The organism is Chryseobacterium sp. JM1 (assembly GCF_000737715.1).
In the GTDB taxonomy this organism is placed as follows: domain Bacteria; phylum Bacteroidota; class Bacteroidia; order Flavobacteriales; family Weeksellaceae; genus Chryseobacterium.
The window spans coordinates 1-20693 of sequence record NZ_JPRN01000006.1 but is presented as its reverse complement, the minus strand read 5'-3'; the positions used below and the strand labels follow the sequence as shown (position 1 = coordinate 20693).

The following is a 20693-nucleotide window of genomic DNA, read 5'->3' as shown; positions in this document are numbered from 1 at the left end:
AAAACATTAAAAATCTCCAGAAATATATCTGGAGATTTTTTTATTTTTTAGAAATTTTATACAGTTTTCCGCTATCGGTTACAGCATAAAGATTACCATCCATTCCATCCAGAACATCTCTGAAACGTTCCTTCTGATCAGCAAGAAGGCGCTCCTCGCCTACTACTTTATTATCTTTCATCACGATTCTGTTAATGTGCTCACCGCTCAGACATCCAATGATTAGGTTTCCCTTCCATTCTTCTATATTTCCGGTGTAAAAAGTGACTCCACTTGGAGAAATTACAGGATCCCAATAATATACAGGTTGCTCTGTTCCAGCTTTTTGAGTGATCCCACTTCCAACTTTTGCTCCGGAATATTCAATTCCATAAGTTACGTCTCCCCAACCGTAATTCTTTCCGGGCTGTATCAGATTGATTTCATCTCCGCCTCTTGGTCCCATTTCCACGTCCCAAAGTGTTCCGTTCGGATCTATAGCCATACCCTGGGGGTTTCTTACACCATATGCATAAATTTCAGGCTTATATCCAGGTTTCCCAATAAACGGATTTCCGGGAGCAGGTTTTCCATCTTTGGTAATTTTCAATATTTTGCCTAAATAATTATCTGTTTTCTGAGCATAAACCCGGGTTTCTTTGTCAGATCTTTCTCCCGTACTTACAAATAAGTTTCCGTCTTTGTCAAAAGCCAGCCTGCTTCCATAATGCTTATCCCCATCGTAAGAAGGCTCCGCACGGAAAATAACTTTTACCTCAGAAATATTTTTCAGGTCTGCTGAAAGTTTTCCTTTGGCTACCGAAGTCAGATTTCCCTCTCCAAATGGCTCTGAAAAGCTAAAATAAATGATGTTATTGGATTTGAAATCAGGATCAAGAGCTACATCCAGCATTCCGCCCTGTCCTTTTGCATCTACTTTTGGAAATCCTTCGATTTTAGAAACCTGTTTCCCATCTGTAGAAACGACGTTCATATGACCGTTTTTATCGGTTATCAGAAACTTGCCGTCCGGAAGGTTGATGATTCCCCAAGGTCTTCCCAGATCTTTATTCAGAACTTCCACTTTATAGGCAGCTGATGTTTTTACTGCTTTAATTCTGGTCTGTCCTTTAAAAGCCGGTTGGTAGTCAGTATTCGGTTTCTCAGTTTCCACACTGCCGTCGTTTCCTGTCTTCTGGGCGCTGGCAGTGTTCTTATTACACGAAGATAAAAACAAAAACACACTGAGCGCCGGTACATAAATATGATTGAATTTCATAGAGTTGTGATTAGTGGTTAAAAGATAAATAGAAAAATAATGCCATAAAAATTTGTGAGTATAAATTTTTATTCTACATTTGTAGAACAAATTACAACATTGTAGAATGAAAGATATAAAATTAACCGGTTCCGAGAAAAATCTTATGGAAATCCTTTGGGAAAAGAAACATATTTTCATGAAAGATATTCTTGATGCCTATCCGGAACCCAAACCCGCCGCAACTACCATCGCCACGCTGCTGAAAAGGATGCAGAACAAAGACCTGGTAGGATACAAACTATATGGAAATTCCCGCGAATACTATCCAAAAGTAGAAAAAGGGGAATATTTCAACGAGGAAATGACCTCCATGATTGACCGTTTTTTCAATAGCTCAGTGACTCAGTTCGCTTCGTTTTTTACTTCCAATGCAAAATTCAGTCAAAAGCAGCTGAAAGAACTCCGTGATATTATAGATGAACAGATAAAAGAATAAAAATGCTGACCATTATTCTAAAAATCATTCTGTGTTCTTCTATATTCATTGCTGTCTATTATCTCTTTTTAGAAAAAGAGAAGATGTATCGGTTCAACAGGTTCTACTTACTGTCTTCCCTGGTTCTTTCTTACGTGATTCCGTTTATAACAATCACAGTACAGCAGCCAAGACCTGAGAATAAGCCTGAGATCATCTTTGAAGAAACAGCCCAGCAGATCATATACACTCAACCTGTGCAGGAAAGTTTTGACTGGATGAATGTATTGTGGATCATCTATGGAATTGTCACACTTTTCTTCCTGATAAAAAGCATCTTGTCTATTCGGGCAGTTAAAAGACTACAAGGGGAAAAACATCTGTATCAGAATCACAGAGTAGTTATAACGAAAGAAAATCTTGCGCCTTTCAGCTTTTGGAATACGATTTATTTAGGCGAAGATTATATAAAAGATAATACAATCGATCCTAGAATCTTTCTTCATGAGAAGAGTCATCTGGATCAGAAGCACAGTATCGATCTTATCTTAATGGATCTCTTAAAGATTTTCACATGGTTCAATCCGGTTTTATTTCTTTATAAAAAAGCGATTATGACCAATCATGAATTTCTGGCAGATGAAGCTGTTCTGAAAAGCAGATACAACGTAAAAGACTATCAAAGCTTAATCCTTGAGGAGATTATAGCCGGACAAAATTTACACCTAACCCATTCATTTAATTTTAACAACACCAAAAAACGATTTATTATGATGACCGCAAAAAAATCAAAATTCATTGTATTGAAAAAAGCAGCCGGCCTTACAGCTCTTGTTGCAGCTGCAGCTTTATTTGCAGAACGAACGTATGTTATTGAGCCTGTTTTGACAGCAGAAACTCAAAAAGTAAGCAGTATAGCAACAGGCCATTCATCAACAACCGATCCTTATAAGGAATTCAAGAGTATTTTAAGTAAATATTCCGATCTTTTAAATAGTGGAAAATATGCAGAATTCTCTAAAAAGATCTCTGACAGTGATAAGAAAAGACTGGAAGAACTTTATTCCCAACTAACTGATGCACAAAAGAGTGAACAAAAAATCACATTCTTCAATACTCCTGACTTAATAAAAAGAATTCCTACTGATAATGAGCTGAAATCATTCCTGGATAAAAGCAATTACGCGGTGTGGATTGATTCTAAAAAGGTAGATAACAGCAGCCTGAACAGCTACAAAACATCTGACTTTGCCAGTATTATCATCAGTGGAGTTGCTAAGAACGCAAGAACAGCAAAAAATCCTCAGCCTTATCAGGTGAGTTTAATGACCCATGATTATTTCGAGAAAAAGAAGGAAGAAAAACCTCATACGGCAATGGGAATTAAAAAGGAAAGTATCAAAGAGATTACAGATGTCATTCCTCTTAAAGAAACAACACAGACAGATAATAATGAAGGTAAAAACACAAATATCAGCACCAACACCAATCAAAATTCTACTGAAGCAGAATATCCGGGCGGAAAAGCCGCTTTAAGAAAAAAAATAGGTATGACAGTAGACACAAGCCAGTTCAGTTCTAAAAATGGAACACTCAGTTCAACGGTTTATATTCATATTGACGAGACCGGAAAAGGAACAAAAGTAACAGGATCAGGTAATAATGAGGTATTTACCAACGAAATTATCAAAACCGCTGAGCTCATCAACAATGAAACCGTATGGAAGCCCGCCACTAAAGATGGAAAAGCAGTAGCTTCCATCTACAAACTGCCGGCAACCATGACTTTTCAGTAAGATCAATTTATAAGAGCGCTACTATTTCAGCGCTCTTTTTATTTTGTATACATTCCAAAAAGGTGAAAATTTTACTAACAAAATATTCATCTTCAAATACTTTATGAAGGCTAAAAATTTCTTTCGTATTTTTGTTGTATACATCATTTCCTATGAACTTTAATCTTCAATCAGAATATAAACCTACCGGCGACCAGCCACAAGCTATTGAAAAACTTACCAAAGGAATAGAAATTGGTGAGAAGTATCAAACCCTGCTGGGTGTAACAGGGTCCGGGAAAACTTTTACCGTTGCCAATCTTGTGCAAAATGTGCAAAGACCAACGATTGTCATGGCTCACAACAAGACATTGGCCGCACAGCTTTTCATGGAATTTAAAGAATTCTTTCCTGATAATGCTGTAGAATATTTTGTCAGTTATTACGACTATTACCAACCGGAAGCATACATTGCCACCACCGGAACCTATATCGAAAAAGATCTGAGCATCAACGAGGAGGTTGAGAAACTTCGTCTTTCTGCCATTGCAAGTTTACTGTCCGGAAGACGGGACGTTTTAATTGTTGCCTCCGTATCCTGTATTTATGGTGTGGGAAACCCTGCAGAGTTTCACAAGTCATTAATATCAATTTCTACCGGAGAAAAGGTGACGAGAACCGCTTTTCTTCACTCTTTAGTTAATGCTTTGTATTCAAGAACCTTAAGTGACTTTCAAAGAGGTACATTCCGGGTAAAGGGAGATGTGATAGATGTATTTCCTGCCTATGCAGATAATGCGGTCAGGATTCAGTTTTATGGTGATGAGATTGAAAAAATCCAGAGTTTTGATCCGGTTTCAGGAAATGTTACGGCTAATTTTGACCAAATTCAGATCTATCCTGCTAACCTTTTTGTTACTTCAAAAGAAACATTGAACGGCGCCATAAAAAACATTCAGGATGACATGGTAAAGCAGGTAGATTTCTTTAGCGAAATAGGAAAGCCGTTGGAAGCAAAGAGATTACAAGAAAGAACCGAGCTCGATCTGGAGATGATCAAAGAGCTTGGATATTGCTCCGGAATTGAAAATTATTCACGTTACTTAGATGGCAGACTTCCCGGGTCAAGACCGTTCTGTTTATTGGATTATTTTCCGAAAGATTATTTAATGATTATTGACGAAAGCCATGTTACGGTACCTCAGGTACATGCGATGTATGGTGGCGATAGAAGCCGAAAAGAAGCTTTGGTAGAATATGGATTCCGACTTCCTGCTGCGATGGACAACAGACCATTGAAATTTGAAGAATATGAATCAATTCAAAATCAGGTTATTTATGTTTCTGCAACGCCCGCTGATTATGAACTGGAGAAAACCGGCGGAGAATATATAGAGCAAATTATTCGTCCGACTGGTCTTCTGGATCCTCTCATTGAGATAAGGCCCAGCTTAAACCAGATCGATGATTTGATGGAAGAAATCCGGAAAAGAGCAGATCTAGACGAAAGGGTTCTGGTAACGACACTTACGAAAAAAATGGCTGAGGAGCTGACCAAATACTTTATGAAGTTCGGGATAAGAACAAGATATATCCACTCAGATGTAGAAACACTGGAACGTATTCAGATTATGCATGATCTGCGTGTGGGCCTTTTCGACGTATTAATTGGTGTCAATTTATTGAGAGAAGGTCTGGATCTACCTGAAGTTTCCTTAGTAGCCATATTAGACGCAGACAAAGAAGGAATGCTGAGAAGCAGAAGATCAATGATTCAGACGGTGGGTCGTGCTGCGAGAAACCTTAACGGAAAAGCTATTTTATATGCTGATAAAATGACAAAATCTATGCAGGCGACGATAGACGAAACCAACTACCGTCGTGAAAAGCAGATCAAGTATAACACAGACAATAATAAGGTTCCTACTGCTTTAAATAAAAAAATCTCTGAAAATCTTGTGGGAAGAAGCAAGGATTTCCCTGATCCAAAATATACCCAAAAAGAGATCCTTCAGAAAGCAGCCGAAACCAAAGCTAACTATGGAGACGCAGACATTGAAAAAATGATCGGTGTAAAACAGAAAGAAATGGAAGCCGCGGCTAAAAATTTAGATTTTATAAAAGCAGCTAAGCTTAGGGATGAGATTGCTGCGTTGAGAGAATAATTTATTTTACTAAAACGGTTTGGGGGCGGCATCGAAGATGCCGCCCCCAAATTTATATATTCAATCTTCGGAAAAACTCAGTGTTTATCTTAAAGAAGCTCTGATCGGAATCAGAAGTTCCATCAGCCCATTCAGTTTAATTTCATAAACGGTGGCAAGCTGCATTCCCAGTTTCCCTGGAGGCATTCCTTTCCTGTTAAACCATTCAAGATAGCTTACAGGAAGATCGGCAAGCACTGTTCCCTTGTATTTTCCGAAAGGCATCTTCATGATGCAGATCTCTTTTAATATTTCTGAATTGACTCCTTCCACTTTATACGATTAAATTAACTTTATTTCCCTGATCATTATCTTTATCCGGCAGTTCAAGCTCTGGCGGCGTATCTTCATCTGAAAATTCATTCCTGTACACCTGAATAAGCAATAAGGTAAATGAAATTAGGATCGGTCCGAAAATAAGTCCCATAAAACCAAATAAATTCATCCCCATAATAATTCCGAAAACGGTATTCAGCGGATGGATATTTTCCAGTTTTTTCAGGAGCGTAAAACGAAGCAGATTATCCGTAAGACCTACAACGATCAAACAGTAAGCTGCAAGACCTAGTCCCTGGCCCGTATTTCCTTCTGCAATCATAAAGATACAGACCGGAACATAAACAATAGCAGCCCCTACAACCGGAACCATGGAAGCAGCAGCCGTTAAAGCAAAAAGAAGAACCGGACTGGGTGCTCCAAAGATGAAATACCCTATAAGTGCCACAACCCCCTGCCCTAATGCTACCACCGGAATCCCAATGGCATTGGCCATAATCAGTTTTCTAAGCTTTTCGCCGATCAAAGAAATATTCGCTCTCTTCAGCGGAGCAGACGAACTCAGAATTCTCTCGAACAACCTTGGACTGGCCAGCATAAAATAAAGAATAAAATACATGGACATCACCACCGTAAGGGTATTGAATGTCCCGCTTAGCGCTGATGTGGAAACTCTTCCGGCAGAACTCTTTAGTTTATCCATATTTTCTTTGCTGAGAAAATCAAAGTTTGTTTTTGAGTAAACATAGGAATGAATTTTATCCAGAAACACATTGAATTTGGCCATATACGCCTGGGCATTTCCTAATTTCTCGATCAGAAGGTCCGCAATAAAATAGATAGGAAGAATAAGGATGACAAGACTCGCCAGCATCAGCACAAGCGCTGCAAGCCAGGGTTTCCACTTTCTCTGTTCCTGCAGGTAGAAATTGTATCTTCTGCAGACCACATAAATCGTGATGGCCCCAAGTACCGACGGTATGAATAGCGAAAGGTTAAAGCAGATTAACCCGGCCAGAACCAAAATAATGGCCAGCAGAGCGACCTGTTTTATCGCAACGCTACTTATCTGTTTATCCTTATTGATCATTTATAATTATTTTTTAAATTCAATCTGTCTTGGCTTGCCTAAAAAAGCACAGTATGCAGAATACATTACAATCATCATGAACGGAGCGGTTACAAGAATACCGATACCACACAGAATAATTCCTGCAAAAGAGATTAACGCTCCCAATACTGTCACTCCAAGAAACGTTCCATAATTTTCTTTTGCAATATTGAAAGACTTTCCTAAAGCTTCGGTTGCTGATGCATTTTCAAATAATAAGATGGGATAACCCAGTAAAAGAAATGGATAAACAAAAATAATAGGGAAGAAACACAATGACATCGCAACAGTGGAAATAATCCCTGAAATAACAGCATAGATCAGAATATTTACAAAGTTCTGCTTGTATCCAATGAACAAATCAGCAAAATCGATCTGGCTTTTGGTATTGTACTTATTAACAATGTAGATCAAACCTACATACAAAGGAGCCAGCAAAAGCCCCAATAGACCTGATAATGAAAGGTACAGTGAAAATCCCGGAACATTCCAGTAGCTGAAGTTGGAATAATCGCCGCCGGCATCTTTCATCTCCTCCATCATGGAAGCAGAATTGAACCCGGTAAGAAACTGGATCGCAAAACCTGCTATCATGTAAATTACCATCGCTACGATTCCGTAAAGGAAAACTCCTTTAAACATTTCAAAGGAATGCGAAATGATGGATCCCGTATCTCTGTTTGGAACGGACCCCTGTTGGTCAAATTCGTTAAATTCTGACATAGTTTAATATTTAATGATTTTTACCAAAATTAACTTTTTTTGGCAGAAAAACATAATTAAACCTTTTTAAAATTTAGCTTTTTTCAGAGAAAACTGTTTTGTACAAAGAATAAATCATAGCATTCCAGAAAGGAAATGTAAACAGACCTCCAATAAAAAATAAGGTGAAACCGATATATTTAAAGAAAACAGCCACTATAGTGCATACCAATATCTCCAGGAAATATCTTCTCAAAGCCTGAACACTCAATGAAATAGCTTCAAAAATCCTTTTATTGTTAAAAAACATTAGCGGAGCCACGAAGACTGTGACAAAAACCCAGACAATAGCGAGAATAATAGTCTGAAGGGTGTACACATAAACAAATGACCAGAAAATATAATAACCGATGTATTTGAAAAAATTAAATCCATTGTAGCCTACAAGAAGATCTCCTAATTCCAGCTTTTCGTTCAGATCAATTTTTCTGTAAATCTGGAAAAAACCTACGTTCAGGGGATAAAGGAAGATGGATGTCCCCATAATTGCCCACGAGAAATACTGAAATCCTGGCGTGGACTGCATTTTTACAACCTGTGCAGAATAGGCTTCCAAACCGTCTTTTGCATATTTTGCAGCTTCTGCATATTGTCCTAAAATTCCATATCTCCCATCAAAGAAGAAAAGCACGGTGAAAAAAATTCCAAAATAAAAGATTGAAAATACTAACTGAAAGAAAAGTGTCTTGTTCCAATAGAAAAAAGCCTGCTTCAATATAAAATCTATTCCCGGTTTCTGTGGATATTTACTCTGCATCAAAAAAATTTTACACAAAAGTAATCATCATTAATTATTTTTGCAGGATGTTTTCAATGAATCATCAAAAATTTCTGGAAATGGACGAACTTTCCCTTCAGAAGGTGCCGTTCTTTTTCATGATCGATTTCCTTGCGGAAAATGTACAGGTATATAAAGAAAATGAAATTAGTAAATCAGGTTTGTTGATTGATTTTCAAAGCTTTTCAAACTCAGAACAGGCGCACGATCTTAACAAAAAGATTGAATGGAAACCGCTTCCTGAATCTCTGGAAAGTTTTAAATATGGATTTGACAAAGTCCAGAAAAATATTCGCCTCGGAAATTCTTATCTTACGAATTATACCAGAAAAACGGAAGTTCAGACGAATTTAAGCCTTGATGAAATTTTTTATCATTCAATTGCGAAGTACAAAGTGTATTCTAAAGATTTTTTTGTATTTTTTTCTCCTGAAACTTTTGTAAAGATTATAGACGGCAAAATTTTAACGTATCCAATGAAAGGCACTATTGATGCATCTTTGGAAAATGCGGCCGAAGTTTTGAAAAACGATAAAAAAGAAAAGGCAGAGCATTATACAGTCGTTGATCTTTTGAGAAACGATCTCAGTATGGTGGCCAACGATGTGAAAGTGGATCAGTTCCAGCATATAGATCTCATCAGAACGCAGCAGAAAGACCTGTATGCGATGAGTTCTGAAATTTCGGGAACGGTAAAACCTGAATTTGCAGGAAAGATCGGAAGCCTAATGAAAAAACTGCTTCCCGCCGGATCCATTCTTGGGGCTCCAAAGCCTAAAACGCTGGAAATAATCTTAGAAGCAGAAGGATACGACAGAGGATATTATACCGGAGTATGCGGCTGGTTTGATGGTGAAAACCTGGACAGTTGCGTCATGATACGCTTTATTGAAAAAGAGGGAGATAAGCTTTATTTCAAAAGTGGTGGCGGTATAACACACATGAGCAGGTTAGAAGACGAATATCAGGAAATGAAAAATAAAATCTATGTCCCAATTCATTGAAAGCATAAAAGTAGAAGATAAGGAGATTTTCCTTTTAGACCTACATCAAAAACGTGTCAACCAGACATTTGCCCATTTCGGAAAGGAAGGGTCTATTGATCTGGGGAAGATCTTCAAAAACCTTGAACATGACGAAGACGGCTTGTTTAAGCTGAGACTTTCCTATGATCTTGATAAAAGAATCCGTACCCAGATGATTCCATACGCCATTCCTGAAATACAGAGCTTTCAGCTGGTGGAAAACAACAGCTTCGACTATTCTTTCAAATTTGAGGACCGTAAGGAGCTGGAGAAAATGAAGATGAAATCTAAAGCTGAGGAAATCATTATTGTCAAAAACAATCATATCACCGATACCTCTTTTTCAAACATTCTTTTCCTTAAAGGTAAGGATTGGTTCACCCCGAATACCTATCTTCTGAACGGAGTACAGAGACAGAACCTGTTGAAACACAAGAAGATAAAAGAAACGGAAATCATCCTTCAGAACATTAAGCAGTTTTCTCATTTCCAACTGATTAATGCCCTGAATGATTTTGATGATATGTTTATTTACCCGATCGACAGAATTAACAATCTGCCGGGGAATGAAGAATATCTGGATCTTTAATTTCCTTTCATAAATTCGAAGTAGGCCTTCTGAACATCTGCGCTGTTTTTCCCATAAGTATTTACTTCCAGGATTTTCGGCTGCAGATCAGGCTTGAAGAAATTCTCCAGAACTCTGTCCAATGTAGGCTCATCTTCCACTTTAATGTAGGAGAATCCGAAATGTTTGGCTAAATGTTCAGCATGTTTGCGGTGTTTGGTCGCGATAAATTCATCCAGCGTATTTGGATTGGCATTTCCGGGTCCCGGAATGATCTTAAAGATATTTCCTTCCCCGTTGTTGAAAATGATAATCCTTACAAATGGTGGAATATATTGGTTCCAAAGTCCGTTGATATCATAGAAGAACCCTAAATCTCCGGTAATAAGCAACGTGGGGTTTGCATTTTTAATAGCAAAGCCCATCGCCGTAGAGGTTGAACCGTCTATCCCGCTGGTTCCTCTGTTGCAATAGATTTTTCTTTTCCCGAAATCAAACAGCTGTGCATATCTGATCGCTGAAGAATTACTGAAATGGATATTATAGTTTTCAGGAATGGTTTGCGAAGCTTTATTAAAGAAATAAAAATCTGAAAATTCAGCTTTATTCAGGAACAATTCGTGTTTCGCATCTTTTTTATCCCTTAAAACATCCCAAAGATTAAAATAAGGTCTCGGTTCGAGATTAATGAACTTCAAGAGTTTGGAAAAGAAAACTTCAGGCTTCACCTCGACTTTCTCCGTCAGAGAAAAATAGGTATCCGGCTGCCATACTTCATCCAGATGCCAGTGCTGTTTTGGGCGTGCATTTCTCAGAAATTGTTTTACTTTCTTGGAAACGACGTTCTGCCCTACTGTGATCAGAAGATCCGGAGCATAGGTCTTGTAATCTTCCTCAGTAAAATTAAAGATATAACGGTCGATATGTCTGAAAAACTTTTCGTGATAAAGATTGGAATTGGCTTCACTCAATACAACCACAGAATGGTTTTTTACCAGTTGCGTCAATTGATTTTCCAGTTCCGGGCTATAATCTCTGGTTCCAACCAAAAGCATGATCCTTTGAGACGTATGCCAGTCTGCAATTAAGTTAGACGGAATCTCGTATTCCTTATGTCTGATCGTTTTTTCAACGGTCGGGAAAGAAGGAAGTTCTGAAACCAACTCATACAGTGGTTCCTCTAAAGGAATATTAATATGTACCGGTCCCTGCTTTTCAAAACAGAGCTCGATTGCTTTTTTAATAATATCAAAATTAATGTCTTCCGCATTCTCCTTGCTGTCTTCTATAAGCTGGAAGTCACCGTAAGAATGCTGATGAAAAATATCTTTCTGTCTGATGGTCTGCCCGTCAAAAATATCTACAAAATCTGTCGGTCTGTCGGCTGTCAGGATCAAAAGCGGAACATTCTGGTAAAAAGCTTCAGTCACCGCAGGGTAATAATTGGCCACGGCAGAACCGCTGGTACAAGTTATCGCCACAGGTTTTTTCTCACTTATTGCCATTCCTATTCCTACAAAAGCTGCGCTTCTTTCATCTACAATACTATAACAGTTGAAGGCATCAATTTCTGAAAGATGAATCGCCAGAGGTGCATTTCTGGATCCCGGGGAAATGATGACATCTGAAATTCCGTACTGCTGAAGAAGATGGGCAAGTATCTGAATACTTCTCTTAGAAGAATATTTTTTCATACAGCAAATTTAACGGATAAATACCTATTTTAAAATCATTTCAATCAAAAAATATGTAATTTTGTAATTCGTAAATTTCTAAAAATGGATAAAATACCTAGTGTAGACCTGCGTGATTTCCTTTCGGACAACCCGGAACGCAAACAGAAATTTGTAAATGAAATCGGAAAAGCTTATGAAGAAATTGGTTTTGTAGCCTTAAAAGGCCATTTTCTTGATGACAAACTAGTAGATGAACTCTATGGAGAGGTTAAAAACTTTTTTGACCAGCCTGTAGAAACGAAGCAGAAGTATGAAATTCCAGGAATCGGTGGCCAGAGAGGTTACGTAGGATTCGGTAAAGAAACCGCCAAAGGTTTCAAAAAAGGTGATTTAAAAGAATTTTGGCATTTCGGACAGTATGTATCTGATGATTCAAAGTACAAATCAGAGTATCCGGACAACGTCATCGTTGATGAACTTCCGAAATTCAATGAAGTAGGAAAAGAAGCCTACCAGATGCTTGAAAAAACAGGCCAGTCTGTATTAAGAGCTTTGGCTATCTATCTTGGTCTGGATGAATTTTATTTTGATGATAAAATCGCAGAAGGAAATTCTATTTTGAGACCTATCCACTATCCACCCATCACTCAGGAACCAGATGACGCAGTAAGAGCTGCTGCTCACGGTGACATTAACCTGATTACCCTTTTAATGGGATCTCAGGGGAAAGGCTTACAGGTTCAGAACCACAACGGAGACTGGATCGATGCTATTGCAGAACCGGATGAATTGGTGATCAATGTCGGAGATATGCTATCAAGACATACCAACAACAAATTGAAATCTACCATTCACAGAGTGGTTAACCCGCCTAGAGAATTATGGGGGACTTCAAGGTACTCAATCCCGTTTTTTATGCATCCCGTAAGCGGAATGTCGTTAAATGCTCTTGAAAACTGTGTTGACGAAAAAAATCCTAAGTTATATGAAGATACAACGGCGGGAGAATTTTTACATGAAAGACTTATTGAATTAGGACTTATCAAAAAGTAACATAAAAAAGTCAATAATTGATCTGTATTTTGGTTATCAGCCTAGTGCTGGCAACCTTCAGATTAATTATTGACTTTCATTTTTATCGTGGAAGCTGGTTAAAAACCAAGCCCGCAAGACATTCTCTCACAGGAAAGACTACAACTGTTAAAACGGTAGCATCCTGTTCCCATACTATTCAGTTCTGCACAGGGATCTTCGAAAGTATCTCTTATTTCAAAACAATTTCTTGATCCTCCACTGATGTCTTTCAGGTCTTTTCGATCAATTTTCTTTAGATTCTTCATAATTATAGTTTGTATTAATTACTGGAGACATCGGAAACCGTTAAAACAGTTTGAAAAGCTATATTCTAACGGTTATTTTAAGTTTAGACATCCCAACCATCAAAATAGCTGTAAAGCTGTTTAAAATTGTTCTTTATAACTTCTCTCTTTTATCTTCAGGCTTCATTACTTTGTAAAATTATCCAGTTATACAATAAAACTCCGGACATGGAGTGGTCTGCGTAACAGTTCCCCACGGGCAAATGCATGTATAGGTATCACCACCTTGTCCAGGGCCTCCACCACCAGTTCCAGGATCTACATACGGTACACATCTACCCCCTGAGCAGATATGTCCTGCCGAACATCCTCCGGTTCCGGGTCCTTCGCCTTCAAAACAGAAAGATGGAGTTAAGTCTCCGGCAGAAATTTTCTTTTGATCCACACGGGAAAGTTTTTTTAAATTTTTCATAGTTCTTTGTTTTTGATGTTTCCTACTCTATAAGCTTTTCGGATTTCGCTTTGATTTATCTAAAATTAAATATTTTTAATTAATAACCAAAGATTTAACCTAATTTATTCACTATATGATGAAATTTTATGTATCAACTTCTCATTTATATTGACTAATATTTATAGTCTCATAAAATTTAATACTAAAACCTACCACATTTTATTTTAGTTAATAATATTTTAATTATCTTTACTTTACTATCAAATTTTTAATTAAAACAATATGAAAAATCTAAAAAAACTAGACAAAGGCCAATTAAAAAGCATCTCCGGTGCAGGAGCAATTAAACTTCCTGAACCTGAATTCTGTATGTATTACTGCAACGGTACCGTAGTTTGTGCAACTTGCAGTGATGACTTCAAATGCCCGGACAACACTATGTAAGATTGAAAAATCAGAAAGAATAAGAAAACCGCCCTTTTAGAGCGGTTTTTTGTTTTTCTATATCTTTATCCATTCTCTTGAATAAAGCCTCTTAATAAGGCTTGAGAATTACAAATAAAGCTAATTTCCCTTTTAATTGGATACAATCTCGCGCAGATCTGACAGATTAAGCGGATTCAGTTTTATTATGGGAAAAGATACAATACAAGAAAAGCGTTCGTCTATAAATTTTGGCTAAAGCTTTTTCCGATGGATATATAAATGATAAGTGATGTTCTGTAGTAGTAGTAGTTTCTGCTCCCTCATTACTCATTACTCATTACTCATTACTCATTACTTATGTTTGGTTTGGGTATTGGTTGGTATTGGTATACAACAAAAAAAAGTCTCACACATTGCTGTATGAGACTTTTAAATAAAAACTGGCGGCGGCCTACTCTCCCGCTTTCGCAGTACCATCGGCGCTGGTGGGCTTAACTTCTGTGTTCGGAATGGGAACAGGTGAGCCCCACCGCTAAAACCACCCTAAAGAAGGTATATATTGTAGAATGTCGGATGTATCTTGTACAATGTATTTACATTATACTTGGTACAGCCTACATTTTACAAGTTTTAATTCGATAAAAACATTCACAAAGACAAAACCTTTACTGCGCATAGAAGGCTTAGATAATTAATTATACTTACTGAATAACCATAGGCTATAAATCTACGGGTAATTAGTACTACTTGGCTATGACATTACTGCCTTTACACCTATAGCCTATCAACGTCGTCATCTCCAACGACCCTTAAAAGATGTCTCATCTTGAGGCGAGTTTCGCACTTATATGCTTTCAGTGCTTATCTCTTCCAAACGTAGCTACTCAGCGGTGCTCCTGGCGGAACAACTGATACACCAGAGGTTTGTTCAATTCGGTCCTCTCGTACTAGAATCAAGCCCTCTCAAACATCTAACGCCCGCAATAGATAGAGACCGAACTGTCTCACGACGTTCTGAACCCAGCTCGCGTGCCACTTTAATGGGCGAACAGCCCAACCCTTGGGACCTTCTCCAGCCCCAGGATGTGACGAGCCGACATCGAGGTGCCGAACCTCCCCGTCGATGTGAGCTCTTGGGGGAGACTAGCCTGTTATCCCCGGAGTACCTTTTATCCTATGAGCGATGGCCCTTCCATACGGAACCACCGGATCACTATGTCCTGCTTTCGCACCTGATCGACTTGTTGGTCTCACAGTCAAGCACCCTTATGCCATTACACTCTACGCACGGTTACCAAGCGTGCTGAGGGTACCTTTGAAAGCCTCCGTTACTCTTTTGGAGGCGACCACCCCAGTCAAACTACCCACCACGCAATGTCCTTCCATACAGAAGTTAGGCTCCAAGTAAGTAAAGGGTGGTATTTCAACGTTGGCTCCACGAACACTAGCGTGCCCGCTTCAAAGCCTCCCACCTATCCTACACATTACTTACTCAAAGTCAATACGAAGTTATAGTAAAGGTTCACAGGGTCTTTTCGTCCCATTGCGGGTACTCGGCATCTTCACCGAGACTACAATTTCACAGAGCTCATGGTTGAGACAGTGCCCAGATCGTTACACCATTCGTGCAGGTCGGAACTTACCCGACAAGGAATTTCGCTACCTTAGGACCGTTATAGTTACGGCCGCCGTTTACTGGGGCTTCAGTTAATGCCTTCGGTTTAACCCTAAGCACCTTCCTTAACCTTCCAGCACCGGGCAGGTGTCAGACCCTATACTGCATCTTTCGATTTTGCAGAGTCCTGTGTTTTTGATAAACAGTCGCCTGGGCCTCTTTACTGCGGCCAGCATTGCTGCTGGCGTCTCTTCTCCCGAAGTTACGAGACTATTTTGCCTAGTTCCTTAACCATGATTCACTCTAGCACCTTAGGATTCTCTCCTCGACTACCTGTGTCGGTTTTGGTACGGGTTGCTTCACTTCGGCTTTTCTTGGAAGCACTTTCCCTACAACAACTTCGCCCGAAGGCTAGGTCTTGACTATTCCGTCAGTCTCCAGTAAGTACGGCACTCCGTCCCCTTTTTAGTGTGAGCAAGTATGGGAATATTAACCCATTGTCCATCCACTACCCCTTTCGGGTTCGCGTTAGGTCCCGACTAACCCTCAGCTGATTAGCATGGCTGAGGAAACCTTAGTCTTTCGGTGAGCGGGTTTCTCGCCCGCTTTATCGTTACTTATGCCTACATTTTCTTTTCTATCCGCTCCACAATACCTCACGATACTGCTTCGGCGCAAATAGAATGCTCTCCTACCAGATGTATCCCTAAGATACAAATCCATAGCTTCGGTAATATGTTTATGCCCGATTATTATCCATGCCGGACCGCTCGACTAGTGAGCTGTTACGCACTCTTTAAATGAATGGCTGCTTCCAAGCCAACATCCTAGCTGTCAATGCAGTCCAACCGCGTTGCTTCAACTTAACATATATTTGGGGACCTTAGCTGTTGGTCTGGGTTCTTTCCCTCTCGGACATGGACCTTAGCACCCATGCCCTCACTGCCGACCATCATTTATTAGCATTCGGAGTTTGTCAGGAATTGGTAGGCGATGAAACCCCCGCATCCAATCAGTAGCTCTACCTCTAATAAACTGTAAATCGACGCTGCACCTAAATGCATTTCGGAGAGTACGAGCTATCTCCCAGTTTGATTGGCCTTTCACCCCTACCCACAGGTCATCCGAAGACTTTTCAACGTCAACCGGTTCGGTCCTCCACTCTGTGTTACCAGAGCTTCAACCTGCCCATGGGTAGATCACAAGGTTTCGCGTCTAATCCTGCTAACTAAGCGCCCTATTCAGACTCGCTTTCGCTCCGGCTCCGGACCTTAAGTCCTTAACCTCGCTAGCAAAATTAACTCGTAGGCTCATTATGCAAAAGGCACGCCGTCACCCAACTTGTGGGCTCCGACCGCTTGTAGGCGTACGGTTTCAGGTTCTATTTCACCCTTCTATTCGAAGTGCTTTTCACCTTTCCTTCACAGTACTTGTTCACTATCGGTCTTTCAGGAGTATTTAGCCTTGGAGGATGGTCCCCCCATATTCAGACAGGATTTCACGTGTCCCGCCCTACTCATTTATCACTTAAATATGCCTTTCATATACGGGGCTATCACCCTCTATGGCTGTTCTTTCCAGAACATTCTATTAAACATATAAAAGCTTTTGGGCTAATCCGCTTTCGCTCGCCGCTACTTACGGAATCTCTTCGATTTCTTTTCCTCCGGGTACTTAGATGTTTCAGTTCTCCGGGTTTGCTCTCCAAATAAATTTGGAGTGACTGGTCTTCAACCAGACGGGTTGCCCCATTCGGACATCTGCGGATCAATTCGTGTGTGCCGATCCCCGCAGCTTTTCGCAGCTTACCGCGTCCTTCTTCGCCTCTGAAAGCCTAGGCATCCGCCATACGCCCTTAACGATTTCTTTCCTATTTATTGGTTACTCAAGCGCTCTATGCGCTCGGTTTTCTCTTTGTGATATTTTTACCGTTAATGTCAATGATCTTAATGTCTTCTTTTCAGCTTGATGAACGAATATTGTTATTGGCTCTATTCGTAACTTTTAAATCAAACTTCCAAAACTGTGGAGAATAAGGGAGTCGAACCCTTGACCTCCTGCGTGCAAGGCAGGCGCTCTAGCCAGCTGAGCTAATTCCCCCTCTAGCTGAAGATGTACTTTGTATAATGTAAAATGTATAATGTATGAAAGTATCATACATTGTACAACCTACTTTGTACTTGTTACATCCCTTTAATTAGTAGTCTCGGGCAGGCTCGAACTGCCGACCTCTACATTATCAGTGTAGCGCTCTAACCAGCTGAGCTACGAGACTATGTGATAAATGAGTAATGGGTAATGAGTGATCAGTAATATTTGCATATACCTTAAACTCCCTTCATACTCTATCGCTCGTTCCCGTTTACTAATTTCTAGTGGGTTTTGTATTTTTATAATATATAGCAACCAAATAAAAAACTAAAGCTTACTTTAAGCAGAATCAATGTACATTACTGTACTAATTTTGTTTATCGTCTTTAAGACGCTCTAAAATGAGATGTTCCAGCCGCACCTTCCGGTACGGCTACCTTGTTACGACTTAGCCCTAGTTACCTGTTTTACCCTAGGCAGCTCCTGTTACGGTCACCGACTTCAGGTACCCCAGACTTCCATGGCTTGACGGGCGGTGTGTACAAGGCCCGGGAACGTATTCACCGCGCCATGGCTGATGCGCGATTACTAGCGATTCCAGCTTCATAGAGTCGAGTTGCAGACTCCAATCCGAACTGAGACCAGCTTTCGAGATTCGCATCCAGTCGCCTGGTAGCTGCCCTCTGTACTGGCCATTGTATTACGTGTGTGGCCCAAGGCGTAAGGGCCGTGATGATTTGACGTCATCCCCACCTTCCTCTCTACTTGCGTAGGCAGTCTCACTAGAGTCCCCAACTGAATGATGGCAACTAGTGACAGGGGTTGCGCTCGTTGCAGGACTTAACCTAACACCTCACGGCACGAGCTGACGACAACCATGCAGCACCTTGAAAAATGTCCGAAGAAAAGTCTATTTCTAAACCTGTCATTTCCCATTTAAGCCTTGGTAAGGTTCCTCGCGTATCATCGAATTAAACCACATAATCCACCGCTTGTGCGGGCCCCCGTCAATTCCTTTGAGTTTCAGACTTGCGTCCGTACTCCCCAGGTGGCTAACTTATCACTTTCGCTTAGTCTCTGAATCCGAAAACCCAAAAACGAGTTAGCATCGTTTACGGCGTGGACTACCAGGGTATCTAATCCTGTTCGCTCCCCACGCTTTCGTCCATCAGCGTCAGTTGTTGCTTAGTAACCTGCCTTCGCAATTGGTGTTCTAAGTAATATCTATGCATTTCACCGCTACACTACTTATTCCAGCTACTTCAACAACACTCAAGACCTGCAGTATCAATGGCAGTTTCACAGTTAAGCTGTGAGATTTCACCACTGACTTACAGATCCGCCTACGGACCCTTTAAACCCAATAAATCCGGATAACGCTTGCACCCTCCGTATTACCGCGGCTGCTGGCACGGAGTTAGCCGGTGCTTATTCGTATAGTACCTTCAGCTTTCCACACGTGGAAAGGTTTATCCCTATACAAAAGAAGTTTACAACCCATAGGGCCGTCGTCCTTCACGCGGGATGGCTGGATCAGGCTCTCACCCATTGTCCAATATTCCTCACTGCTGCCTCCCGTAGGAGTCTGGTCCGTGTCTCAGTACCAGTGTGGGGGATCACCCTCTCAGGCCCCCTAAAGATCGTAGACTTGGTGAGCCGTTACCTCACCAACTATCTAATCTTGCGCGTGCCCATCTTTATCCACCGGAGTTTTCAATTTTAAGTGATGCCACTCAAAATATTATGGGGTATTAATCTTCCTTTCGAAAGGCTATCCCCCTGATAAAGGCAGGTTGCACACGTGTTCCGCACCCGTGCGCCGCTCTCAGTCTCCCGAAGGAAACCTACCGCTCGGCTTGCATGTGTTAGGCCTCCCGCTAGCGTTCATCCTGAGCCAGGATCAAACTCTCCATTGTATGTTTTTCCTGACCCGCTCAAAGTTTTTTATTACGCTTTAGTTTTTTCTTACTTGGTTGTATATTGTATGTCAATGATCTTTTTTCTTTCCGCAATATATAAAGAAGCTTTTCTGTCGTTCTGTTCCTTATTTGCGGTTGCAAAAGTAATTATTTATTTTTAATCGACCAAATGTTTTTGGAGAAAAATTTAAAGTCTTTTAAGTAACCTTAACCCCTCCTAAACCTCAATCTTTACTCGCTTCTGCTCCCCGTTTAACCGGACTGCAAAGATACAAACTTTTTTAAATCCCACAACCTTTATTTCTAAAAATTTTAAAAGATTTTCGTCTGCTTCCTAAAGCTCGTGTAAATAGTTAATGCTTATCGAAAAGCTCTTCTGTGCTACTGATACACTTTCGTTTTTCAGTGGGGCAAAGATAACAACTTATTCAAACGCAATGCAAGTTTATTTAACATAAAGTTTACAATACATTCACAATGGGGATAACTATCATTTTAAATCATTAATTAATAGATCATTATAAGAATAGTGCAGTTATCCACAATGAGGGAAGATAAATCATTGTCAAGATTTAAAACTAAAAAATCCGGTACACTTCTGTACAGGACTTTGCTTATTGCTTATGGCTTATGGCTTATGGCTTATGGCTTATGTAAAGATAAATGATGATTGATAAGTGATATTGGATAGTAGTAGTAGTAGTAGTAGTAGTAGTAGTTTCTGCTCCCTCATTACTCATTGCTTATTGCTTATTGCTTATGGCCAAGGTAATTGATATAGCTATAGCTATGGTTGGGATGGGTAGATGGGTATACAACAAAAAAAAGTCTCACACATTGCTGTATGAGACTTTTAAATAAAAACTGGCGGCGGCCTACTCTCCCGCTTTCGCAGTACCATCGGCGCTGGTGGGCTTAACTTCTGTGTTCGGAATGGGAACAGGTGAGCCCCACCGCTAAAACCACCCTAAAGAAGGTA

At 40.0% G+C, this 20693-nt stretch carries 15 protein-coding genes, 2 tRNA genes and 4 rRNA genes; 7 read left to right on the top strand and 14 right to left on the bottom strand.

All coding sequences use genetic code 11. From position 1 onward, the window contains the following. Positions 1–40 precede the first annotated feature (40 nt). The gene (locus tag IW22_RS11875) at positions 41–1258 is read right to left on the bottom strand and encodes a PQQ-dependent sugar dehydrogenase (protein ID WP_034726832.1); all 1218 of its coding nucleotides are present in this window, start codon (positions 1256–1258) and stop codon (positions 41–43) included. 106 nt (positions 1259–1364) lie between these two features. Between IW22_RS11875 and IW22_RS11870 the strand changes: the two genes are divergently transcribed. The 3 genes from IW22_RS11870 (at position 1365) to uvrB (ending at position 5655) form a co-directional block, all read left to right on the top strand. Continuing rightward, on the top strand, positions 1365–1736 hold the full coding sequence (locus IW22_RS11870; RefSeq protein ID WP_034726831.1) for a BlaI/MecI/CopY family transcriptional regulator: 372 nt from the start codon (positions 1365–1367) through the stop codon (positions 1734–1736). A gap of 2 nt (positions 1737–1738) precedes the next feature. Further along, a complete protein-coding gene (locus IW22_RS11865; RefSeq protein WP_034726830.1) occupies positions 1739–3511 on the top strand; it encodes a M56 family metallopeptidase in 1773 nt (590 codons plus the stop codon). A gap of 152 nt (positions 3512–3663) precedes the next feature. Next, positions 3664–5655 (top strand): excinuclease ABC subunit UvrB, encoded by a 1992-nt coding sequence (gene uvrB / locus IW22_RS11860; RefSeq protein WP_034726829.1) that lies wholly within the window; start codon positions 3664–3666, stop codon positions 5653–5655. 84 nt (positions 5656–5739) lie between these two features. Here the strand turns inward: uvrB and IW22_RS11855 are convergent, their stop codons facing one another. The 4 genes from IW22_RS11855 to IW22_RS11840 all read right to left on the bottom strand — a co-directional run bounded on the left by IW22_RS11855 (position 5740) and on the right by IW22_RS11840 (position 8600). After that, on the bottom strand, positions 5740–5967 hold the full coding sequence (locus IW22_RS11855; protein ID WP_072925780.1) for a DUF3820 family protein: 228 nt from the start codon (positions 5965–5967) through the stop codon (positions 5740–5742). Position 5968: 1 nt separating this feature from the next. After that, the gene (locus tag IW22_RS11850) at positions 5969–7060 is read right to left on the bottom strand and encodes an AI-2E family transporter (RefSeq protein WP_034726828.1); all 1092 of its coding nucleotides are present in this window, start codon (positions 7058–7060) and stop codon (positions 5969–5971) included. A 6-nt stretch (positions 7061–7066) separates the two neighbouring features. Continuing rightward, entirely contained in the window at positions 7067–7804 is a 738-nt protein-coding gene (locus IW22_RS11845; protein ID WP_034726827.1) for a beta-carotene 15,15'-monooxygenase, read from the bottom strand. A 73-nt stretch (positions 7805–7877) separates the two neighbouring features. Further along, the gene (locus IW22_RS11840) at positions 7878–8600 is read right to left on the bottom strand and encodes a hypothetical protein (protein ID WP_034726826.1); all 723 of its coding nucleotides are present in this window, start codon (positions 8598–8600) and stop codon (positions 7878–7880) included. Between the two features lie 47 nt (positions 8601–8647). On the opposite strand from IW22_RS11840, the gene IW22_RS11835 reads away from it, so the two are divergent. Together IW22_RS11835 and IW22_RS11830 are read left to right on the top strand one after the other, a co-directional pair. Continuing rightward, the gene (locus tag IW22_RS11835; protein ID WP_034726825.1) at positions 8648–9625 is read left to right on the top strand and encodes an aminodeoxychorismate synthase component I; all 978 of its coding nucleotides are present in this window, start codon (positions 8648–8650) and stop codon (positions 9623–9625) included. Further along, positions 9609–10235: an aminotransferase class IV gene (locus IW22_RS11830; protein ID WP_034726824.1), complete on the top strand. Its 627-nt coding sequence runs from the start codon at positions 9609–9611 to the stop codon at positions 10233–10235. Before IW22_RS11835 ends, IW22_RS11830 begins: the two co-directional genes overlap by 17 nt. On the opposite strand, the gene menD is transcribed toward IW22_RS11830, so the two are convergent. Next, positions 10232–11908: a 2-succinyl-5-enolpyruvyl-6-hydroxy-3-cyclohexene-1-carboxylic-acid synthase gene (gene menD, locus IW22_RS11825; RefSeq protein WP_034726823.1), complete on the bottom strand. Its 1677-nt coding sequence runs from the start codon at positions 11906–11908 to the stop codon at positions 10232–10234. The genes IW22_RS11830 and menD overlap by 4 nt on opposite strands. Positions 11909–11992: 84 nt before the next feature. On the opposite strand from menD, the gene IW22_RS11820 reads away from it, so the two are divergent. Beyond that, positions 11993–12943, top strand: coding sequence for an isopenicillin N synthase family dioxygenase (locus tag IW22_RS11820; RefSeq protein ID WP_034726822.1), 951 nt, complete (start codon positions 11993–11995; stop codon positions 12941–12943). A 98-nt stretch (positions 12944–13041) separates the two neighbouring features. Here IW22_RS11820 and IW22_RS24255 read toward each other — a convergent pair whose 3' ends face one another. Both IW22_RS24255 and IW22_RS11815 read right to left on the bottom strand, forming a co-directional pair. Next, positions 13042–13230, bottom strand: a complete 189-nt coding sequence (locus IW22_RS24255; protein ID WP_131401728.1) for a bacteriocin-like protein — start codon at positions 13228–13230, stop codon at positions 13042–13044. Between the two features lie 178 nt (positions 13231–13408). Then, positions 13409–13681, bottom strand: a complete 273-nt coding sequence (locus IW22_RS11815) for a bacteriocin-like protein (protein ID WP_034726821.1) — start codon at positions 13679–13681, stop codon at positions 13409–13411. Between the two features lie 264 nt (positions 13682–13945). Here IW22_RS11815 and IW22_RS24385 point away from each other — a divergent pair, with 264 nt between their 5' ends. Continuing rightward, positions 13946–14107 carry a bacteriocin-like protein gene (locus tag IW22_RS24385; RefSeq protein ID WP_165571882.1) on the top strand — a complete coding sequence of 54 codons (162 nt, stop codon included), beginning with the start codon at positions 13946–13948 and terminating at the stop codon, positions 14105–14107. A gap of 420 nt (positions 14108–14527) precedes the next feature. Here IW22_RS24385 and rrf (IW22_RS11810) read toward each other — a convergent pair. The 6 genes from rrf (IW22_RS11810) to rrf (IW22_RS11785) form a co-directional block, all read right to left on the bottom strand. After that, positions 14528–14635 (bottom strand): 5S ribosomal RNA (rrf, locus tag IW22_RS11810). 171 nt (positions 14636–14806) lie between these two features. Next, positions 14807–17573: ribosomal RNA gene (locus IW22_RS11805) — 23S ribosomal RNA — on the bottom strand. Positions 17574–17730: 157 nt separating this feature from the next. Continuing rightward, positions 17731–17804, bottom strand: a tRNA-Ala gene (locus IW22_RS11800). Positions 17805–17905: 101 nt separating this feature from the next. After that, positions 17906–17979, bottom strand: a tRNA-Ile gene (locus IW22_RS11795). Between the two features lie 215 nt (positions 17980–18194). Beyond that, a 16S ribosomal RNA gene (locus IW22_RS11790) occupies positions 18195–19711 on the bottom strand. An 865-nt stretch (positions 19712–20576) separates the two neighbouring features. Then, positions 20577–20684: ribosomal RNA gene (rrf, locus tag IW22_RS11785) — 5S ribosomal RNA — on the bottom strand. The 16S, 23S and 5S rRNA genes sit together here with 2 tRNA genes alongside, the layout of an rRNA operon. Positions 20685–20693 lie beyond the last annotated feature (9 nt).

Coding starts and splice junctions, on each gene's coding strand:
- IW22_RS11820 (WP_034726822.1), top strand. CDS start 11,993: ATGGATAAAATACCTAGTGTAGACCTGCGTGATTTCCTTTCGGACAAC.
- IW22_RS11850 (WP_034726828.1), bottom strand. CDS start 7,060: ATGATCAATAAGGATAAACAGATAAGTAGCGTTGCGATAAAACAGGTC.
- IW22_RS11830 (WP_034726824.1), top strand. CDS start 9,609: ATGTCCCAATTCATTGAAAGCATAAAAGTAGAAGATAAGGAGATTTTC.
- IW22_RS11870 (WP_034726831.1), top strand. CDS start 1,365: ATGAAAGATATAAAATTAACCGGTTCCGAGAAAAATCTTATGGAAATC.
- menD (WP_034726823.1), bottom strand. CDS start 11,908: ATGAAAAAATATTCTTCTAAGAGAAGTATTCAGATACTTGCCCATCTT.
- IW22_RS11875 (WP_034726832.1), bottom strand. CDS start 1,258: ATGAAATTCAATCATATTTATGTACCGGCGCTCAGTGTGTTTTTGTTT.
- IW22_RS11845 (WP_034726827.1), bottom strand. CDS start 7,804: ATGTCAGAATTTAACGAATTTGACCAACAGGGGTCCGTTCCAAACAGA.
- IW22_RS11815 (WP_034726821.1), bottom strand. CDS start 13,681: ATGAAAAATTTAAAAAAACTTTCCCGTGTGGATCAAAAGAAAATTTCT.
- uvrB (WP_034726829.1), top strand. CDS start 3,664: ATGAACTTTAATCTTCAATCAGAATATAAACCTACCGGCGACCAGCCA.
- IW22_RS11865 (WP_034726830.1), top strand. CDS start 1,739: ATGCTGACCATTATTCTAAAAATCATTCTGTGTTCTTCTATATTCATT.
- IW22_RS24385 (WP_165571882.1), top strand. CDS start 13,946: ATGAAAAATCTAAAAAAACTAGACAAAGGCCAATTAAAAAGCATCTCC.
- IW22_RS24255 (WP_131401728.1), bottom strand. CDS start 13,230: ATGAAGAATCTAAAGAAAATTGATCGAAAAGACCTGAAAGACATCAGT.
- IW22_RS11840 (WP_034726826.1), bottom strand. CDS start 8,600: ATGCAGAGTAAATATCCACAGAAACCGGGAATAGATTTTATATTGAAG.
- IW22_RS11835 (WP_034726825.1), top strand. CDS start 8,648: ATGTTTTCAATGAATCATCAAAAATTTCTGGAAATGGACGAACTTTCC.